This window comes from Sutcliffiella horikoshii, assembly GCF_044809035.1.
Classification (GTDB): Bacteria; Bacillota; Bacilli; order Bacillales; family Bacillaceae_I; genus Sutcliffiella_A; species Sutcliffiella_A horikoshii_G.
In genome coordinates this window covers 867,273-882,836 of the sequence record NZ_CP085237.1, presented here as the reverse complement: position 1 = coordinate 882,836, position 15,564 = coordinate 867,273, and the positions used below count along the sequence as shown (strand labels likewise).

Sequence of the window (15,564 nt, the reverse complement as noted above, 5' to 3'; positions counted from 1 at the left end):
CAAAAATGTGAATAAAGTGTGAGCAAAGAAAAAAGATGATTCCGTTTATTAGAATCACCTTACATACTTACATCATGCTGTTTACAAGTCATATTTATTCTTATAATGGCTAAGCGTTTGCAATGGCCAGATATACTTATAGCTGTGATAGTGAATATAGTACCCACCGGGGATTCCTGCACCTGTAGGATACGTGCTTCTCCAATCATCCGATTCTAGTAAGCTTAATAGTGCTTGCATTCCTAATTCTATGTTGGGAATAGGAGTGTCTGATGCAGTGATTAGTGCATCTAATGCCCAGGCAGTTTGAGAAGGAGTGCTTTCGTGTAAAGGAATATAGCGTTTTCTAATATCACTTGCACACGATTCACCCCAGCCGCCATCCTCATTTTGAATGGAAAGTAGCCATTTTACAGCACGGCTTATTATCGGATCATCACTCGATACGCCGATAGCCCTCAAGCCTGTAATGGCAGCCCAAGTCCCATAAATAAAACAATTCCCCCATCTTCCATACCACGACCCGTTCGCCTCTTGATTGTTGTGGAACCACTCTTTTGCTTTGTGAAAAATTTCAGACTCCTGAGGAATGGTCGTATACTCCCCTAAAAAATATAAGGTCCTTCCTGTTAAATCAGCTGTCGAAGGATCAAAAAGCACCCTTTCTTCATATTTAAAAGGAATGAAAGACACAAGATAGTTATCCGTATTCTTTTCAAAGGCCGACCAGCCACCGTCATCATTTTGCATAGTCAGGACCCATTCGACTCCCTTGTTCCATGCTTCTTTGACATGATTTTCAGTTCTTGCTAATGGGGTAATAGCCCTTAAAGCAGCAGTCGTGTCATCATTGTCAGGAACAAAGGTATTTATATCCGAGAAACCCCATCCGCCTGGAGGGACGTTTGGATTTTTGATGGACCAATCCCCGTATTTCTGATGTTGCCTAGATAAAAGATAATTGTTTGCTTTCATGATGGAAGCATGATGATGAGGGACTCCAGCCTGTTGTAAAGCTGCTGTTAGCAGGGCCGTGTCCCATACGGTGGAGGGGGAATTTTGAATAAATACTTGGTCAGCATTTCTGCAGAGATAGGATTTCATCCCCTGAAAGGCGTTGCTGATGAGAGAATGCTTTTTATTGAAACCTAGTGTAAGAAGGGCGAATACCATAAAGAAACTCGCACTGAAATAACTATACATGGTCCCATTTTCTTCGATTCTCTTGATAATATAGTCTTCCGCTTTCGTAAAAGCTTTTTCCTTGAGGACGATAGGCGATGCTGAAAGTTTTTTTAAGGCTTTTTTAAGATAAAGCTGTAGATTCTTCATTTCTTCTAATATCCGTTCATTTTCAGAATCACTTAGTCGTTCTTGAAGTTGCGATATGTTTGGGGTTTGAGGTGTAACAAACGATTTGTTCATGTTACTGCAAATAAGAATTGGAATCCAGTGTGCTCTTGCATACCCGACAAGCTGATAGATGGAAAAGGGGGACCACTTTGGAAGTAACATGATTTCAATGGGGATTATTTTTATGATACTTGGCCATTTGATCTGACCTGTTAAAGCAAGCATCATTTTCGTCAACCAATCGCTTTTTGTAAGACCTCCATTTTCTCTTATGAAGCTCTCCGCTTTTTTCATATGGATAGCTTCTTTTGAAACGTATCCTGAAAACAACAAAGAAAAGTACCCCTCTATTGTGGCACTCAGGTTTCCTCCATCCTCATCAGGGTACACTTTCCAGGCTCCATTCGGCGATTGCCTAGACTTTATCCGCTCTACCAAATCTTTTACCAATATTTCCTCATCTGTAATTTTAAGAGTTCTTATTAAGATAATCATATACGCATCTGTCATGATGCTTCCTTCAAAGCAAAAGTTCCAGGCACCATTGTCCGATTGTACGCTGAGTAGATTACTTATCATATCCTTTAGTTTCTCGTTGATTTGATTTACCGTATTCATATGTCCCTCCACTATGTTTACGTAATAGTAAAACTTATGTACGTTTACACAATTTAGAAGGTCATCCTAAAACCTACTTCAAACCACCATTCCATCTTTTACTCTGCCTGTTTTCTTATTTGCTTCAAGAATCAACCCATCTATATCCTTATTTATTCTTAATAATCTGTCATGTAACCTATCGACATCTTCCCCTCTTTTTAAACTTTCCAGCCTCGTCAGTTCTCTTTCTAATTGGACCATTTTCAACTTTGTATCTGATATTGAATTTTTAAAGTTCATCTTTTCCGTCCCCTCCTGTTACTTCCAACTCTGCTCCTAATTTGATGGAAATACAACTTTTAATGTGTTGTTCTGAAAACAAAAAATGTTCCATTGCAACGGAGCAATCATTCCAGTATAATTTGGTTTGTAAATCTAATAATAAAATTGTTTTATGTGGATTTTTCTAGAGATAACTCTATTTTCGCCACACGATTGTCTTCGGACAGTTGTGTGGCTTTTTTGTATTTTTCTTCAAACAAATCATGGAAAGAAGGTAAATTATATGAAGACTTGGCATTATGCGTTGATTGTATTTTTAGGAGGTTGCTGCCTTGGGATCTTATCTACATTCGTGAAGCTTGCTTATGCTGCCGGTTATTCCATGAGTGAGGTAACAGGTAGCCAGGTGCTAGTTGGTACTTTCATTATTTGGATTGTTTATTTATTTATCCAAAAGAAAAAATTACATGTCATTCAAACATTGAAGCTTGTGTTAGCAGGGATACCAATGGGGTTAACAGGATTGCTTTACTACCAATCCTTGCAAACGCTTGAAGCTTCCCTGGCTATCATTTGTCTGTTTCAATTTATCTGGATAGGCACATTGATTGAATGGATGTTTTATAAGAAGCGTCCCTCAACAGGTAAGATTCTATCGATTGTGGTCTTACTTTCTGGATCCATTTTGGCAGCCGGATTTTTGGGAGAAAGTATAGAGTCCATTTCATGGCAAGGTGCGATTTGGGGAATACTTTCTGCTTTTACTTTTTCTATTTTTATTTTTTTGAGTGGAATCATTGGCAAAGAAATCCCTGCGATTCAAAAAAGTGCCCTTCTTTCCACCGGTTGCTTGCTTATTAATTTTATCTTGTTTCCCCCACTATTTTTAGTCGATTTTCCAACCGTAATAGGAATAGCTCCTTATGGGTTAGTTCTAGGTATATTTGGAGTAGTGCTGCCCCCTCTACTCTTTTCCATTGGTATGCCGCATGTGGGACCAAGCTTCGGAACGATCCTAACAGCCTCCGAGCTCCCTGTCGCAGTAATCATGTCGGCTTTTGTATTATCAGAACAAATCAGTATGTACCAATGGACTGGGGTTGCACTTATTTTAGGTGGGATTGTGTTTGGGAATTTGAAACAAATGAAAATCATTGATTAGTGTAAGGAAGCTTACAGAACTCCCCTCTAATTATTGATAATTTAATTGTAAAACAAGCGTTCATTCTTCAAACTTCTCCCATTCCAGATGCTCCAAATCTTTTATACACCTAACATCCTTTTTAAACCACTCTATATTCCCGGCAAACTTCTCTGAGCATTCCAATTCAATTCTTGCCGCCTTTTGGCCCTGTACACAACGGAGGTTTGCAAGGAATGTTGGTTTACCATTTGGTTTATCGAGGCTAACTCCAATATAGGGGAGTAACTCATAATGATACCCGGATTCTAAGGTATCAAAATAATTATTTTTAACGACATCTCTAATTTTTAAATAATCAACGTCATCAAGACCCCACCTGATTACAACAGTCCCATCAGCAACCTTTGCTTCAAGCTTAAGATGGCTTCCAAAACGGTCTTTGGAAGCCTTCAAGATTTTCAGGTTTTCATGTTTTTCCTGGTTAGCATTATCCATATTAGTTCGAACCCCCGCCATCGCTTCCTCCACCATGATTGTTATATTGATTGAATTGATATCTGGTTGTTTCCGATTCAATATTTTGATTGCCGCTGTTCACATCTGGCGGATGGTTCATTCCTTTATTCTTTTTATCCATGAAGATGGTGATTGTGATAAGTAACACTATTGGTACGATGATGAATAACCAGATCATGTGAGGTGCCCCTTTCTTCTCGTTCGAGTTATATATAGATACGATTTTACATCTATAAAAGTTTCATTTATTATAATATTCTGTATTATTAGAGCGTACTAACCTAAGCTGCCGTCTCTATTAGACAGTTTAACCAGTTTAGATGGGACTTCGGGTGATTAGACGCCTTCTATTAGACAGTTCAACCAGTTTAGATGGGACTTCGGGCGATTAGACGCCTTCTATTAGACAGTTCAACTAATTTAGATGGGACTTCGGGCGATTAGACGCTTTCTATTAGACAGTTCAGCCAGTTTGGATGGGACTTCGGGCGATTAGACGCCTTCTATTAGACAGTTTAACCAGTTTTAATGATGCATGCTGCCAAATCAATAAAAAAAGAACTCACCAAAGTTGCCAATGAGTTCCCTAATAAGTAATAATATTTTGTCAACTATAAACACTTGCACAAGTACCAGCAATTGGTTCGTAATAACAATGCTGCTTGAATTGGCCGGCAAAAGGTTGATTATACCAAGTTGGAGGACATGGTGCATAAGGATTGAAATACCATAAAGCGTATTTTGCTGGATGCTCTCGCCAAGAAGTCAACGTCTTTCTAGCTAAGTTTTTTTCAACCGATCTTGCCCTGTTATAAAATAAATTACCCTTTTGGACCGCTTCAAAGGAATAATTTCCTCCCTGCACTTGATAGATGACTTGAGGAATGGTTCTTACTTCTTTGAAGTCCAAACAATCGGCTACAGCACGATTGGTTATAACATTTCCTACATAGAGCATACCCTGCTTGCCTTCACCTTCTGCTTCCGCTCTCATCATCCTTGCCACTAACGCTACATCTGATTCCGTAAACTTTACTCTAGCCATAATTTCACCTCAACAACATAGTATGAAAAAACGCCTAGATTGGTTTCTGCTATTTTTTAAAACCGGTAGTATTAGATTGGTTTTGCTGTTTGAACGGTAATTCCTTTTTCTGATAACATATGTAGTACGCGTTCCAGTTTTAACGCATGATCAGGTGATCCACTTTTTGCAAGGAGGAACTTCTCCTCTTTTCCTCTTCCCTTTCCTACATAGAAGAGATAATTCCGTTCTGTTTCAATAACTGTTAATGACGGATCTGCTGGAATCTTCACTTTTTCTTTTCCGATTACAAAGGCATCAAAACGAGAGTCAAAGCCAACTTGATGAGTAGAATTAGCATCGAAATATAACGTATGGAGTTTGTTACTTCTATTCTCAATAATTTTCCTGAAAAATAAACGGATCAAGAAAAGGATGACATAGTACATGACGAATCCAATAACCACGGTGACAATATTTAAAATAAGAAATTGTGTACCATCTTGTGAGATTTGAAGATTGGCAATAATGTTGTACCCACAAAATAGGACCAGTGCAACCAAGTTCCCTACAGTGGCCATTTTGAAAATCGATTTAAAATACGGCATGTATCGGAAGAGTTCCGTGTAATCTTGTTTTTCGATTGGAAATTGAAATGAAACGTTCTTTTTCAATGTGTACCTCCTGATGCTAAATAAAATGTTCTTGCTTATGGGTAATTTGTAAATTCCAGTTCTTGATCTATGATGATTCCCTGTTTCACATAACTAATCAGCTTGGCCGACTCCGCTTCCACCCTTTGCCTGCCATGTGGATTGAGGGACCAATTTTCTTCCCTTGTGGACTTATCGTTGATCGGACATAGGGAATAGTCGATCCAATCCGGCATATAGGTCTGAAGCGTAAGGTTTATCCGCCTCATATGGTAATGGCTTGTCACTACAAGTAGGCGGTTAATTTTATGTAGATAAAAAGCTCTGTCCAATACCAACAGGGACGCGAGTACGTTTTCCTTTGTGTGGAGAGACTGGTTTTCAATCAGGATATCATTGGCCGAAACCCCAAGCTCCATGGCTTTTTCGGCAAGCCTCTGGGCCTCTGTCAAACCGGTATCATCCCAAACGACTCCACCAGAAAACAAAATCTTGCCGGCTCTTCCTTCCTTATAAAGCTGAACCGCTGGTGGTAAGCGGTACTCCACCGCCCTGCTGCTGCCTGCCACAAAAATGCATTCTCCACTTTTGTTGTCGTCTTTTATATTACTAAAAAGCAGGTCTGTCATCTGCTGGTCTGTCAGTTTACTGGAATCCAATTGTGAAATAAGAATCTTCATGCTTCTCCTCCATGATGGCTCATGTCAAACGCTCTCTTTAATACATTATACATCGAACCTTGGATTCCTTTATAAATTGGTCTATTAATTATTTTTTTCAGAAAAAGCTTTCAAGTCAGCTTTCTGCACTTAACGGGAAAATAATCACAAAGCGGCATCCTTCTGTGTAGTCCGGATCTATTTGAATGATTCCATGATGCTGTGCAATAATCTTTTGTGCGATGGCCAGCCCAAGTCCTGTTCCTCCAGTGTATGTACTGCGGGATTCATCCACGCGGATAAAAGGCTCAAACACTTTCTCATGATAATCTTTAGGAATTCCTATCCCCTTATCTTCTATAGTAAGAATAGCCTGTTTGTCATCTTCCCTTAACGAAACAGCAAGGAGTTTACCTCCATAAGCTATGCAATTATGAAGAATATTGGTTAGTGCCCTTTCGAAAAGATGAACATCCAGTTTCACTGTCATCAAATCATCGGGGATTTCCACATCGTAGTGAATGCCTTTTGCCTCAAGCTCGTCCACAAAAGAAGAAAATATCGTTCTAAATGTTTCTGTCAGGTTATGATTTTCCAAGGAGATTCTGCTCGTTCCCATATCCAGCTGAGACAGGTCAAATAGATCTTGAATGAGACGATTGGCTTTTGTACTATTAGCTATCACAATGGAAGAATATTGTTGTCGCTCTTCGTGGCTGAGAGAAGGAAATTGGGATAAAGTTTCTGCATACCCTTGAATATTCATAAGTGGCGTTTTTAAGTCATGAGAAATGTCTAGAATCAATTGTTTTCTCAGCAACTCAGAACGCTCTTTCAAGCTAATTTCCTCTCCTATTTTTGCAGCCATCCTATTAATATTCTCCTTTAGTTGATTCAACTCCCTATTTGCCTGAAATTGAATTTCTGTTTCATAGTTACCTTTTGTAATACTATCCACACCGTTCAGAAGCTTTTCAACCGGCTCGATAATTTGGGTGGAAGTCCGTTTTACATACCAACGTAAAATAAACAGTAAACAAATCGTGAAAAAGAGAACAGTAAACAAGAAAACATCGAGAAAAAATCTTTCTACCGGTAAGTACAATAATAGATAGTATTCACCGTTATCTGGAATAAAGAGATCTGTGTCATAATGATCTATTTCAATAAGGAAATCATTAAGTTCATATTGATAGCCAGCTTCATTGGGACTGTTATATTGTTGAACTACAGTGTAGTTCTTACTAATGGTTTCAAGGTATGCATGATCAGGAAACTCATGATTTAAAAAGGCCTCTTCCAGACCTTCCAACTCTATATCTTCATATAATTCTAGCAAATACTCTTGATCTACATCCTCGTACATTGACTCAACATAAAGAGTATTGGCAATCAAAGTCACGACACCAATTAATAAGAGAATGATAAATAATAGTGTATAGTTCACTAAAAATTGTCTTTTGATAGGGATGTCTTTTTTCTTAGTGAGGGTAAGTAGTTTTCTAGTTTTCATGTTTTACCATCCGGTACCCCAACCCTTTTATTGTCTTAATATAGGTCGGTGATTTGGGATTTGGTTCAATCTGTTCCCTTATTCTACTGATATGAACCATAATAGTATTGCTGTCTCCTAAATAGTCCATGTTCCAAACTAACTCATATAATTGTGCTTTAGTATACAGACGGTTCGGGTTTTTCATTAAAATGGATAGTAGCTGAGTTTCTTTCGGCTTCAATGCCAGAGCCAATCCGTTTTTGGTGATGACTTGGTTGATTGTATGAAACTCTAAGTCCCCATTTTGAATAATAATTTCCTGCTCTATTTTTCCATAATCCGTACTTCTTCGAATCAATGCTTGGACCCTTGAAATAAGTTCAATCATGCTGAATGGTTTTACCAAATAATCATCCGCCCCTAAACCGAGTCCTATTACTTTATCGTTATCTGTTCCTCTTGCTGTCAACAACATGATAGGGATTTTTGATTGTTCCCTCACCCGTTTAATAACCTGCAAGCCATCCATCCCTGGCATCATTAAATCTAAAATAAGAAGTGCAGGTGATGGATTTTCCTCCATTTTTTCCAAAACTTCCTCTCCACTATAAGACTGATTTACTTGATATCCTTGCTTTCTTAAATGGAGGGAAAGCAACTGGTTTATTTCTTTATCGTCTTCTGCAATATATATCTTCTTTCGCATATGTGTACTCCTTGGTCTATCTAAATCTATCTTCATATTTTATCATGAAAACGCTAAACAAAATTTAGGTTTAAGGTTTATTTAAGGTTGGGTTAAGGTTGGGTTTACTTTTATTAAATAAAATTAAAAGCTAGTAAACAGTTCAAAAATTACTTTTAAATAAGGGAGGATAATTTTAAAGGAAACAACGTATGAATTTAACTTTATGAAATTTAAAGAAGGGAAAAAACAATGAACCAGAGGCTTACTTTTATACTTCCTCTATTATTTATATCTCTAATTTCTTTTATATTTGCATATCTAAATACTAGTTTTGTTAATCCAAGTGACAACACTACAAATATAAAGAAAAGTCACTCCACAATTAAACTAGCTATTCTTGATAGCGGAATCAATAACGACTTTAACGTTGTGAAAAGATTCAATACCTTTGACACTGAGTTGCCGGTTGAAGATGATTATGGTCATGGAACTGCCATAGCGTCTATCGTGACCAACAATTTTAGAAACGAGAGTATTGAAATTTATGATGTAAAGGTCCTAAACGAAAAGGGAAATGGTGACATTGAACAGTTAATAAACGGTATAGAATGGGCAATGAATCAATCCGTAGACATAATAAATATTAGTTTAGGTACACATAGTAATAATAAACGCTTAGAAACTGTAATTAAGAAAGCATTGCAAGAGGATATTATTATCATCGCTTCATCAGGGAATAATTATGGCCTTTATGTTGATTACCCTGCAAGGTACAAGGGAGTAATCTCCGTATCTTCACTTAAAGATAATAATGAAAAAGTATTTGATAGTGAAGTTGGTAAAATTGATGTTGTTGACTATGGACTTGAAATTGAAGCAATTAATCGTACTGGAAAAATAGAAAAGTTTTCTGGCACATCCTTTGCTACTGCTAATGTAACTAAAAAAATAATAGCTCTAATACAGGCAGATTTTCTCTCAAATTCAAATAAAAATCTATTAGAAAGTTTAGAAAGACTCACAATCGATTTAGGTGAAAAAGGGAAGGATGCCAAGTTTGGAGTAGGTTTAATAAAAAACGAATAGAGGATTGATAACCATGAAAAATAAATATTTTAAAAGTTTAGTTGTACTGATTATTTTCACAATCATTGTTGCCACACTTCCATCCAAGACTGTAAAAGCTTATGAAACAGAAAACAACTATTTAAATAGTGATGACCTGTTAGAAAAGCAATATGATAACACAGAAATAACTTATAATATCTATGACACTGAAACCAATTTTCAAGAGATATTAATTAAAGTTGATACAGATACAAGTGCAAAAGCGAAGATAGAATTAGATTATTCCCAAGCTCATGGTCTTTTAAGTGGAGTATGGGTAGATGAAAATGGTCAAATTCAAGAAGAAAGTTATACAATCAAAATGGAAGGTGATAATTGGTTATTAACAAATAAAGCTACAAACGAAACTTTCAATATTAGTGATACAGAAATAAGTGCTTCTGCCTGGTGGATACCTGTTTTAATTTTAGTTGCAAAAATTGGGAAACACGCTGCAAAGTTAAAGAAGCTAAATGTAGATGATGCGTTAAAGAAAATCCCGAAAAACACAGTAAAAATGAGTGACAAAGAATTAAAAAAGATAGTCGGGGATGTTCATGAATTTAAAGCAGAGTATGTTCCAAAAGGAACACCCGTTTCACATTTTAATGTATATAAAGACAAGGATACAGGGAGACTTTGGCTTTTTGAAAATCAAGGGGCTAAACGAAAAATTCCAACCTATGAAGTGAATTAACCCAAGGAGTGATAAGGAAATGACCAATCTATATTGCACACTAACTTTTCATAGTACTAAAGAAAAATTTGATTTGAGCAATTTCGAAAGCAAAATTCAACTGTACAGAAAAACTTCATGGTCGATTGGAGATCTTCAACACCCGAATTATGAAGATTCAGCTCGCCCTGATAGTTCAGCAGTCATTAAGTCTGAGACATCAAAAGACTATGATGGAAAAGAAGTAATTTCATCATTCTTTCATTATCTCTATTCCAAAAAAGAAGTTATTTTGGAACTAAAAAGTCAATATATGGCCAATCTTTATTTTGATGTTATTGTTAATCAAGAATCGAGCGATTCACCTGTAATTTTCTTAGATCCTAATCATTTGACTCTCTTAAGTGAGTTTGATGCTTCTATGAATGTTTCCATATATGATTATAGATAACAACTTTAAATACTATTAAGATACAATCGAGTGAACATCCTGCCTATCATTCAAACATTTTAAATTTTTCTCAAAAAAAAGTGATCCAGTTTTTGATCCGCTCCGTTAGGTAAGTGAAACCAACTAAAAAGGAGTGCTTAGAACATGAACTGGAAAAAAGCAATCGTAGCCGTACCACTTAGCGTAGGATTATTAGTACCAACTTTTCAAGTAGCAAGTGCACACGATGGAGATCATCATCATCCACACGCATCTGTATCCACTACGGCATCTGACTTGAGAGCGTCATTGGATGCACTATTATCAGAGCATGCTTTCTTGGCAGTCGTAGCGATGCAAAAAGGAATTGACGGAGCGGAAGACTTCGATCAAGCAGCTGGCGCATTGAATGCAAACACAGATGACTTGTCCGCAGCAGTCGCTTCCGTTTACGGTGAAGAAGGCGGAGCAGCATTTAAAGAAATCTGGAGCAGCCATATCGGTTACTTTGTAGATTATGTAACTGCCACTGCGGAAGACAATGAAGAAGGCAGACAACAGGCATTAGCCGAGTTAGATGAATATACAGCAGAACAAGCAGCGTTTCTTGATACTGCAACAGAAAGCCGTTTAAAAGCTAGCGAACTAGAAGCTGGACTGAAAATGCACGTGGAGCAATTGGTTTGGGCATTTGACAACTATGTCGCTGGTGACTTTGATAAAGCTTACGAAAACATGCGTCACGCAATTGAGCACATGTATGAGCCTGGAAAAGGATTATCTTGGGCAATCACTGACCAGTTCCCTGAAAAATTTGAGAATACTAGTGTTGACACACCAGCAGCAGACTTACGCGCTGACTTGAACCTCCTTTTCGCAGAGCATGCAGCACTAGCAGTTCTAGCGATGCAAAAAGGAATTGATGGAGCTGGTGACTTTGAAAATGCTGCAGGTGCATTAAATGCAAACACAGCTGACCTTTCTGCTGCTGTAGCATCCGTTTATGGTGAAGAAGGCGGAGCAGCATTTGAAGAAATCTGGAGCAGCCATATCGGATATTTCGTAGATTATGTAGTTGCTACTGGTGAAGAAAATGAAGAAGGCCGTGAAGCAGCAATCGCTGAGTTGGAAGAGTATAAAGTAGAGCAGGCTGCATTTCTTGATACAGCTACAGAAGGCCGTCTGAAAGCCGCTGACCTTGAAGAAGGATTACAAATGCACGTTGATGAGCTACTTCTAGCTTTCAACAGCTATAACGAAGCAGACTATGAAACTACTTACAACACAATCCGTGAGTCTTATGCCCACATGTTCGGTGTAGGCGAAATGATGTCTGGTGCCATTGTGGATCAATTCCCAGATAAATTCGAAGGCGAACATGGTGAAGAAATGCCTTCCGAAATGCCAAACACTGGAATGGGTGGAGCATCTGGTAACGGCATGAACGCAGCCATTGCCTGGACCATTGCTGGAATCATCTCGGCTATGGTGATGATTAGATTGATTGCTACCAGAAGAAAAGCTGGGCAGGAATAATAGAAACTAGTTGGCGTGTCTAGAAAATTAATTCTGGACACGCTTTTATTATGAGAACTGTTACTCGTTCTTGATTATCAATACAGGCAAGTTTCATCAAATCACAAACTCACTCAAACAACCTAACCTCTCCAGAATCATTCTGAAATTTGATCATCCGATGAAATTTTAATCCCAATTTCCCAAGCACTTTTGCTGAACTGTGATTGTCTGGCGCTGTTATCGCCACTATTTTCTTTAGATTAAGAACGCTCTTCCCATATTCCATAACCGCAGCAGCAGATTCATAGGCATAGCCTTTTGACCAATAACTTGGAAGAAAAGCAAAACCTATATCCACATCCTCCAATAGATCTCTTTTTATGAGACCGCAAAGTCCAATCGGCGTTTGTTCCTCTTTCAGCTCGGCTAAATATAGGCAAAATCCAAAACGTTCATACATTGCATTTGGGCCCTCCGCTATATATCTCCGAGCATCTTCAAGCGTCCTGACTCCCTTATCACCGATATTTTCGATCCATGAGGGGTCATTCAAAAACTCTAATATGAAACCAGCATCATCACTAGTTAACTTACGAAGTACCAATCTATTTGTCTCCAATACTTTCATATTCGGCTCCCCCTGTCTTCCTAAAATCATATCAGAATTTACCTTGCTACAGTCCCTGCCTTAACAGGATGAACGACCTGTTTCTCTTTCCATTTAGGATGAACTTTACGGATGATGGAAGTTCTCATCATGCCTAACGTGGTAATGATCAACATCGCTGCAGAGAGAAGAAGGACCCATTGAGCTGGAAAGATGTCATACAGAACGCCATAGATCACCATACCAAGAGGAGTAAGCGCCATAGACATTGTTTCGACGATGGAAAATACCCTTCCTTTGTACTCGTCATCAATGGTTTTTTGAAACATGACATGAAGCGGTGTATTCACTGTAATAATCAATATGCCGAAGCAGAACATGAGAACCAAGTAGTAGCTAAACATCGTCCAATAACCCATAGGTAGCAGTAGTGGCAGGGCAATGGATCCAATTACTGCTCCAAGTCCCACAATCCCCCTCTTGGATACTAGCAGAGGAAATTTCACTTCCTTGCGCGCTGAAAAATAAACCGACATTAATAGCATCCCAAGTGAAAATGCACCTTGTGTAAACCCAAAATGCTGGGATTGCATTTTTAAGTTTTCTATTAGTATATAAGAATAACCTACCTCAAACGCTCCGAAGAAAAAGTTGATAAGAAGACTGATCCAAAGGATAACCAAGATCGTCGATTGTACTCGCAAATAGCGGATGCCCGCTTTCATGCTTTGCCACATTGTTTCCTTCTGTTCTTCTATTTTATTTATTACCGCAAAAAGACGGAAATTCATGGTGGATTCTAAAATGACAGCGATAAGGGATGCAAGGATAAAAATGATAAGGAAAACGGGAATGGAGACGGTACCATACAATAGCCCTCCGACAGCGGGGCTACCTATTGCTGCAAAAGAAATTGCCATTTGATTCATGGCCGTTGCCTTTTGTATTCTCGGTTGATCGATAAGTCCCGTTATGGAAGAAGTAAAAGCAATTCCAGAAAACATGGATGTAAGAGATAATATACTGGTTGTCGTGTAAATAGCGATAAGGGAGAGTCCTGATGTAAGGGTGTATATGAGAAGGCCTGTGATAGCAAGTGTGGTCGCGATTTGTGAGACAATAACGATCATTTTCCTAGAATACCGGTCAGTGATAGCCCCGGCAAATGGTGCAGCAAGTGTTCGCGGGAGAATATTGCATAACAGGTTTGTGGCAAAGCTTGTCGCAGATCCAGTAAGCTGCAAAATATAGAAGCTGATAGCAAAGGCATAAACTTGTGACCCAAAAGTGGAAATCAATTTACTTATCATAAACGTATACAGATGATATGTTGCTTTTTTTAACTTTAAACTTTCCTCCATTTAAAAGCACCCCGTTTTTTTAAAGTTTAATTTAATTAAACAAATCGTACCATATTAAGGTATTCCAATTCAAGGAAAAGTTTAATATAATTAAACAAATATATTTTTTTACAAGGAGTGCACAACTGTATGCTCGGAGCTCGGATACGAAGATTAAGAAAACAAAAAAAGATGACCTTGGAAGCACTTGCTGGGACAGAGCTGACAAAAGGGATGCTCAGCCTAATTGAGAACAACAAGGCCAACCCTTCCATGGAAAGCCTTGCCCATATTGCCAATCAGCTTGGAGTAGATATAGCAGAACTAATGGGTGAGATTAGTACCGATGAATTGCGGGCAACACTGGAGCAAGTGGAAAAAATCTTCAATGTCCCGTTTAGAAATGATTTTCCTGATAAATATAAGCAATTGATTGAGCTGATTGAGCCTCACATTGGGAAACTCTCCAAAGGATATGAGAGCGCACGGTTATTGGAAATATACAGCTACTCCCTTCAACGGGAAGGGCTACCCGGATGGGAAAGCCTACTTGAGAATGCCTCTGATATGTTTGATCAGATGAATATTTCTTCCAATCGTACTGCCATTGGAATTTTTCGTTCCAATCTTGCTTTTTTTGAACACAATTATCAAGAGTCGTTGAATATCTTAATGGCTGAACGGAGAGAAATTGAAGCAAAACATGCATACATTGAACCAATGGCCCGGTTGGACCTTGATTACAGTGAAGCAATTTTGTTATATGCAGTAGGGAATTCAGTGGCTGCCATCCAAACCATGGAGCAGGCGCTTGCCTACTCCAAGGAAAAGCGGATGTTCTACCTGATTGATGACCTATACCGCCTTGCAGCTGCACATGCAATGATGGAAGGAAATGAGAAAGAAAAGGATTACTACCTATTGAAATTAAAGCAATACGGAGAATTTGCAGACCATGCTTCCTCGATCTACTTTTGTGATCTGTTCGAGATAATTGATTTGATTACGGAAAAACAGGAACATACAAAAGCACTTGCAAAAATTGAAGCATGCCTCTCCGCCGGGGATCTAATGGATTTTTACAGCCCGTGGTTCATTCTCGAAAAAGCAAAAGCACTCTACTATCTCGGTCGATTTGAGGAGGCACTTCATACTATTGCTAAGGTGGTTATTCCCGACATCCATCACCCAATTGACCTTTCCAACTTCTATCTAAAAGAATCGTACCAAGCACTCATCCTGATGGAGCTAGGGAGGACCGAGGAAGCCGTAACTGCCGCACAAAAAGCCGTCGACAACTTCGAGCCTCTCCTTGATTCCAAGATGAAGGATTTCAGTAGAAAAGTGTTGGAGCAAGTTCGTGAATAGCAGGGACAGGCACTTGACCCACTAAGGGTCGAAGTGCCTGTCCCTAAACCCACAAAAATACTTTTTAAAATTTTCTGATTTCTGTTACAATGTTTCTTAATATA

General features: G+C 38.4%; 17 protein-coding genes. 6 read left to right on the top strand and 11 right to left on the bottom strand.

Going from position 1 to position 15,564, the window contains the following annotated elements; translation table 11 throughout:
• Positions 1-81: 81 nt before the first annotated feature.
• Both shc and LG307_RS04740 read right to left on the bottom strand, forming a co-directional pair.
• The gene (gene shc, locus LG307_RS04745; RefSeq protein WP_404448604.1) at positions 82-1,971 is read right to left on the bottom strand and encodes a squalene--hopene cyclase; all 1,890 of its coding nucleotides are present in this window, start codon (positions 1,969-1,971) and stop codon (positions 82-84) included.
• A gap of 78 nt (positions 1,972-2,049) precedes the next feature.
• Entirely contained in the window at positions 2,050-2,253 is a 204-nt protein-coding gene (locus LG307_RS04740) for a hypothetical protein (protein WP_404448602.1), read from the bottom strand.
• Positions 2,254-2,518: 265 nt separating this feature from the next.
• Here LG307_RS04740 and LG307_RS04735 point away from each other — a divergent pair, with 265 nt between their 5' ends.
• Positions 2,519-3,397 (top strand): EamA family transporter, encoded by an 879-nt coding sequence (locus tag LG307_RS04735; RefSeq protein ID WP_404448601.1) that lies wholly within the window; start codon positions 2,519-2,521, stop codon positions 3,395-3,397.
• A 60-nt stretch (positions 3,398-3,457) separates the two neighbouring features.
• Here LG307_RS04735 and LG307_RS04730 read toward each other — a convergent pair whose 3' ends face one another.
• The 7 genes from LG307_RS04730 to LG307_RS04700 all read right to left on the bottom strand — a co-directional run bounded on the left by LG307_RS04730 (position 3,458) and on the right by LG307_RS04700 (position 8,432).
• Positions 3,458-3,874 carry a hypothetical protein gene (locus tag LG307_RS04730; protein ID WP_404448600.1) on the bottom strand — a complete coding sequence of 139 codons (417 nt, stop codon included), beginning with the start codon at positions 3,872-3,874 and terminating at the stop codon, positions 3,458-3,460.
• Between the two features lies 1 nt (position 3,875).
• On the bottom strand, positions 3,876-4,073 hold the full coding sequence (locus tag LG307_RS04725; RefSeq protein WP_404448598.1) for a hypothetical protein: 198 nt from the start codon (positions 4,071-4,073) through the stop codon (positions 3,876-3,878).
• A gap of 429 nt (positions 4,074-4,502) precedes the next feature.
• Positions 4,503-4,940 carry a cell wall hydrolase gene (locus LG307_RS04720; protein ID WP_404448597.1) on the bottom strand — a complete coding sequence of 146 codons (438 nt, stop codon included), beginning with the start codon at positions 4,938-4,940 and terminating at the stop codon, positions 4,503-4,505.
• Between the two features lie 71 nt (positions 4,941-5,011).
• The gene (locus LG307_RS04715) at positions 5,012-5,593 is read right to left on the bottom strand and encodes a hypothetical protein (RefSeq protein WP_404448595.1); all 582 of its coding nucleotides are present in this window, start codon (positions 5,591-5,593) and stop codon (positions 5,012-5,014) included.
• Positions 5,594-5,628: 35 nt separating this feature from the next.
• Positions 5,629-6,252, bottom strand: a complete 624-nt coding sequence (locus LG307_RS04710) for a YdcF family protein (protein WP_404448593.1) — start codon at positions 6,250-6,252, stop codon at positions 5,629-5,631.
• A 115-nt stretch (positions 6,253-6,367) separates the two neighbouring features.
• Positions 6,368-7,744, bottom strand: coding sequence for a sensor histidine kinase (locus LG307_RS04705; protein WP_404448591.1), 1,377 nt, complete (start codon positions 7,742-7,744; stop codon positions 6,368-6,370).
• Positions 7,734-8,432, bottom strand: a complete 699-nt coding sequence (locus LG307_RS04700) for a response regulator transcription factor (RefSeq protein WP_404448589.1) — start codon at positions 8,430-8,432, stop codon at positions 7,734-7,736. The genes LG307_RS04705 and LG307_RS04700 overlap by 11 nt, the downstream gene beginning before the upstream one ends.
• A 231-nt stretch (positions 8,433-8,663) precedes the next feature.
• Here LG307_RS04700 and LG307_RS04695 point away from each other — a divergent pair, with 231 nt between their 5' ends.
• From LG307_RS04695 to LG307_RS04680, 4 genes are all read left to right on the top strand, one after another.
• On the top strand, positions 8,664-9,500 hold the full coding sequence (locus LG307_RS04695) for a S8 family peptidase (protein ID WP_404448587.1): 837 nt from the start codon (positions 8,664-8,666) through the stop codon (positions 9,498-9,500).
• Positions 9,501-9,513: 13 nt separating this feature from the next.
• Positions 9,514-10,218, top strand: coding sequence for a hypothetical protein (locus tag LG307_RS04690; RefSeq protein WP_404448586.1), 705 nt, complete (start codon positions 9,514-9,516; stop codon positions 10,216-10,218).
• A gap of 73 nt (positions 10,219-10,291) precedes the next feature.
• Entirely contained in the window at positions 10,292-10,648 is a 357-nt protein-coding gene (locus LG307_RS04685; protein WP_404448584.1) for a DUF4279 domain-containing protein, read from the top strand.
• Between the two features lie 144 nt (positions 10,649-10,792).
• Positions 10,793-12,163: a copper amine oxidase gene (locus LG307_RS04680; protein WP_404448582.1), complete on the top strand. Its 1,371-nt coding sequence runs from the start codon at positions 10,793-10,795 to the stop codon at positions 12,161-12,163.
• Between the two features lie 109 nt (positions 12,164-12,272).
• Here the strand turns inward: LG307_RS04680 and LG307_RS04675 are convergent, their stop codons facing one another.
• Positions 12,273-12,773 (bottom strand): GNAT family N-acetyltransferase, encoded by a 501-nt coding sequence (locus LG307_RS04675; protein ID WP_404448580.1) that lies wholly within the window; start codon positions 12,771-12,773, stop codon positions 12,273-12,275.
• Between the two features lie 38 nt (positions 12,774-12,811).
• Positions 12,812-14,113 (bottom strand): MFS transporter, encoded by a 1,302-nt coding sequence (locus LG307_RS04670; protein WP_404448578.1) that lies wholly within the window; start codon positions 14,111-14,113, stop codon positions 12,812-12,814.
• A 129-nt stretch (positions 14,114-14,242) separates the two neighbouring features.
• Between LG307_RS04670 and LG307_RS04665 the strand changes: the two genes are divergently transcribed.
• The gene (locus tag LG307_RS04665) at positions 14,243-15,460 is read left to right on the top strand and encodes a helix-turn-helix domain-containing protein (RefSeq protein WP_404448576.1); all 1,218 of its coding nucleotides are present in this window, start codon (positions 14,243-14,245) and stop codon (positions 15,458-15,460) included.
• The last annotated feature ends 104 nt before the right edge of the window (positions 15,461-15,564 follow it).

What these genes read in the sequence shown, in the direction of transcription:
- shc (WP_404448604.1), bottom strand. Translation starts at nt 1,971, where the DNA reads ATGAATACGGTAAATCAAATCAACGAGAAACTAAAGGATATGATAAGT.
- LG307_RS04740 (WP_404448602.1), bottom strand. Translation starts at nt 2,253, where the DNA reads ATGAACTTTAAAAATTCAATATCAGATACAAAGTTGAAAATGGTCCAA.
- LG307_RS04735 (WP_404448601.1), top strand. Translation starts at nt 2,519, where the DNA reads ATGAAGACTTGGCATTATGCGTTGATTGTATTTTTAGGAGGTTGCTGC.
- LG307_RS04730 (WP_404448600.1), bottom strand. Translation starts at nt 3,874, where the DNA reads ATGGATAATGCTAACCAGGAAAAACATGAAAACCTGAAAATCTTGAAG.
- LG307_RS04725 (WP_404448598.1), bottom strand. Translation starts at nt 4,073, where the DNA reads ATGATCTGGTTATTCATCATCGTACCAATAGTGTTACTTATCACAATC.
- LG307_RS04720 (WP_404448597.1), bottom strand. Translation starts at nt 4,940, where the DNA reads ATGGCTAGAGTAAAGTTTACGGAATCAGATGTAGCGTTAGTGGCAAGG.
- LG307_RS04710 (WP_404448593.1), bottom strand. Translation starts at nt 6,252, where the DNA reads ATGAAGATTCTTATTTCACAATTGGATTCCAGTAAACTGACAGACCAG.
- LG307_RS04705 (WP_404448591.1), bottom strand. Translation starts at nt 7,744, where the DNA reads ATGAAAACTAGAAAACTACTTACCCTCACTAAGAAAAAAGACATCCCT.
- LG307_RS04700 (WP_404448589.1), bottom strand. Translation starts at nt 8,432, where the DNA reads ATGCGAAAGAAGATATATATTGCAGAAGACGATAAAGAAATAAACCAG.
- LG307_RS04695 (WP_404448587.1), top strand. Translation starts at nt 8,664, where the DNA reads ATGAACCAGAGGCTTACTTTTATACTTCCTCTATTATTTATATCTCTA.
- LG307_RS04690 (WP_404448586.1), top strand. Translation starts at nt 9,514, where the DNA reads ATGAAAAATAAATATTTTAAAAGTTTAGTTGTACTGATTATTTTCACA.
- LG307_RS04680 (WP_404448582.1), top strand. Translation starts at nt 10,793, where the DNA reads ATGAACTGGAAAAAAGCAATCGTAGCCGTACCACTTAGCGTAGGATTA.
- LG307_RS04675 (WP_404448580.1), bottom strand. Translation starts at nt 12,773, where the DNA reads ATGAAAGTATTGGAGACAAATAGATTGGTACTTCGTAAGTTAACTAGT.
- LG307_RS04670 (WP_404448578.1), bottom strand. Translation starts at nt 14,113, where the DNA reads ATGGAGGAAAGTTTAAAGTTAAAAAAAGCAACATATCATCTGTATACG.
- LG307_RS04665 (WP_404448576.1), top strand. Translation starts at nt 14,243, where the DNA reads ATGCTCGGAGCTCGGATACGAAGATTAAGAAAACAAAAAAAGATGACC.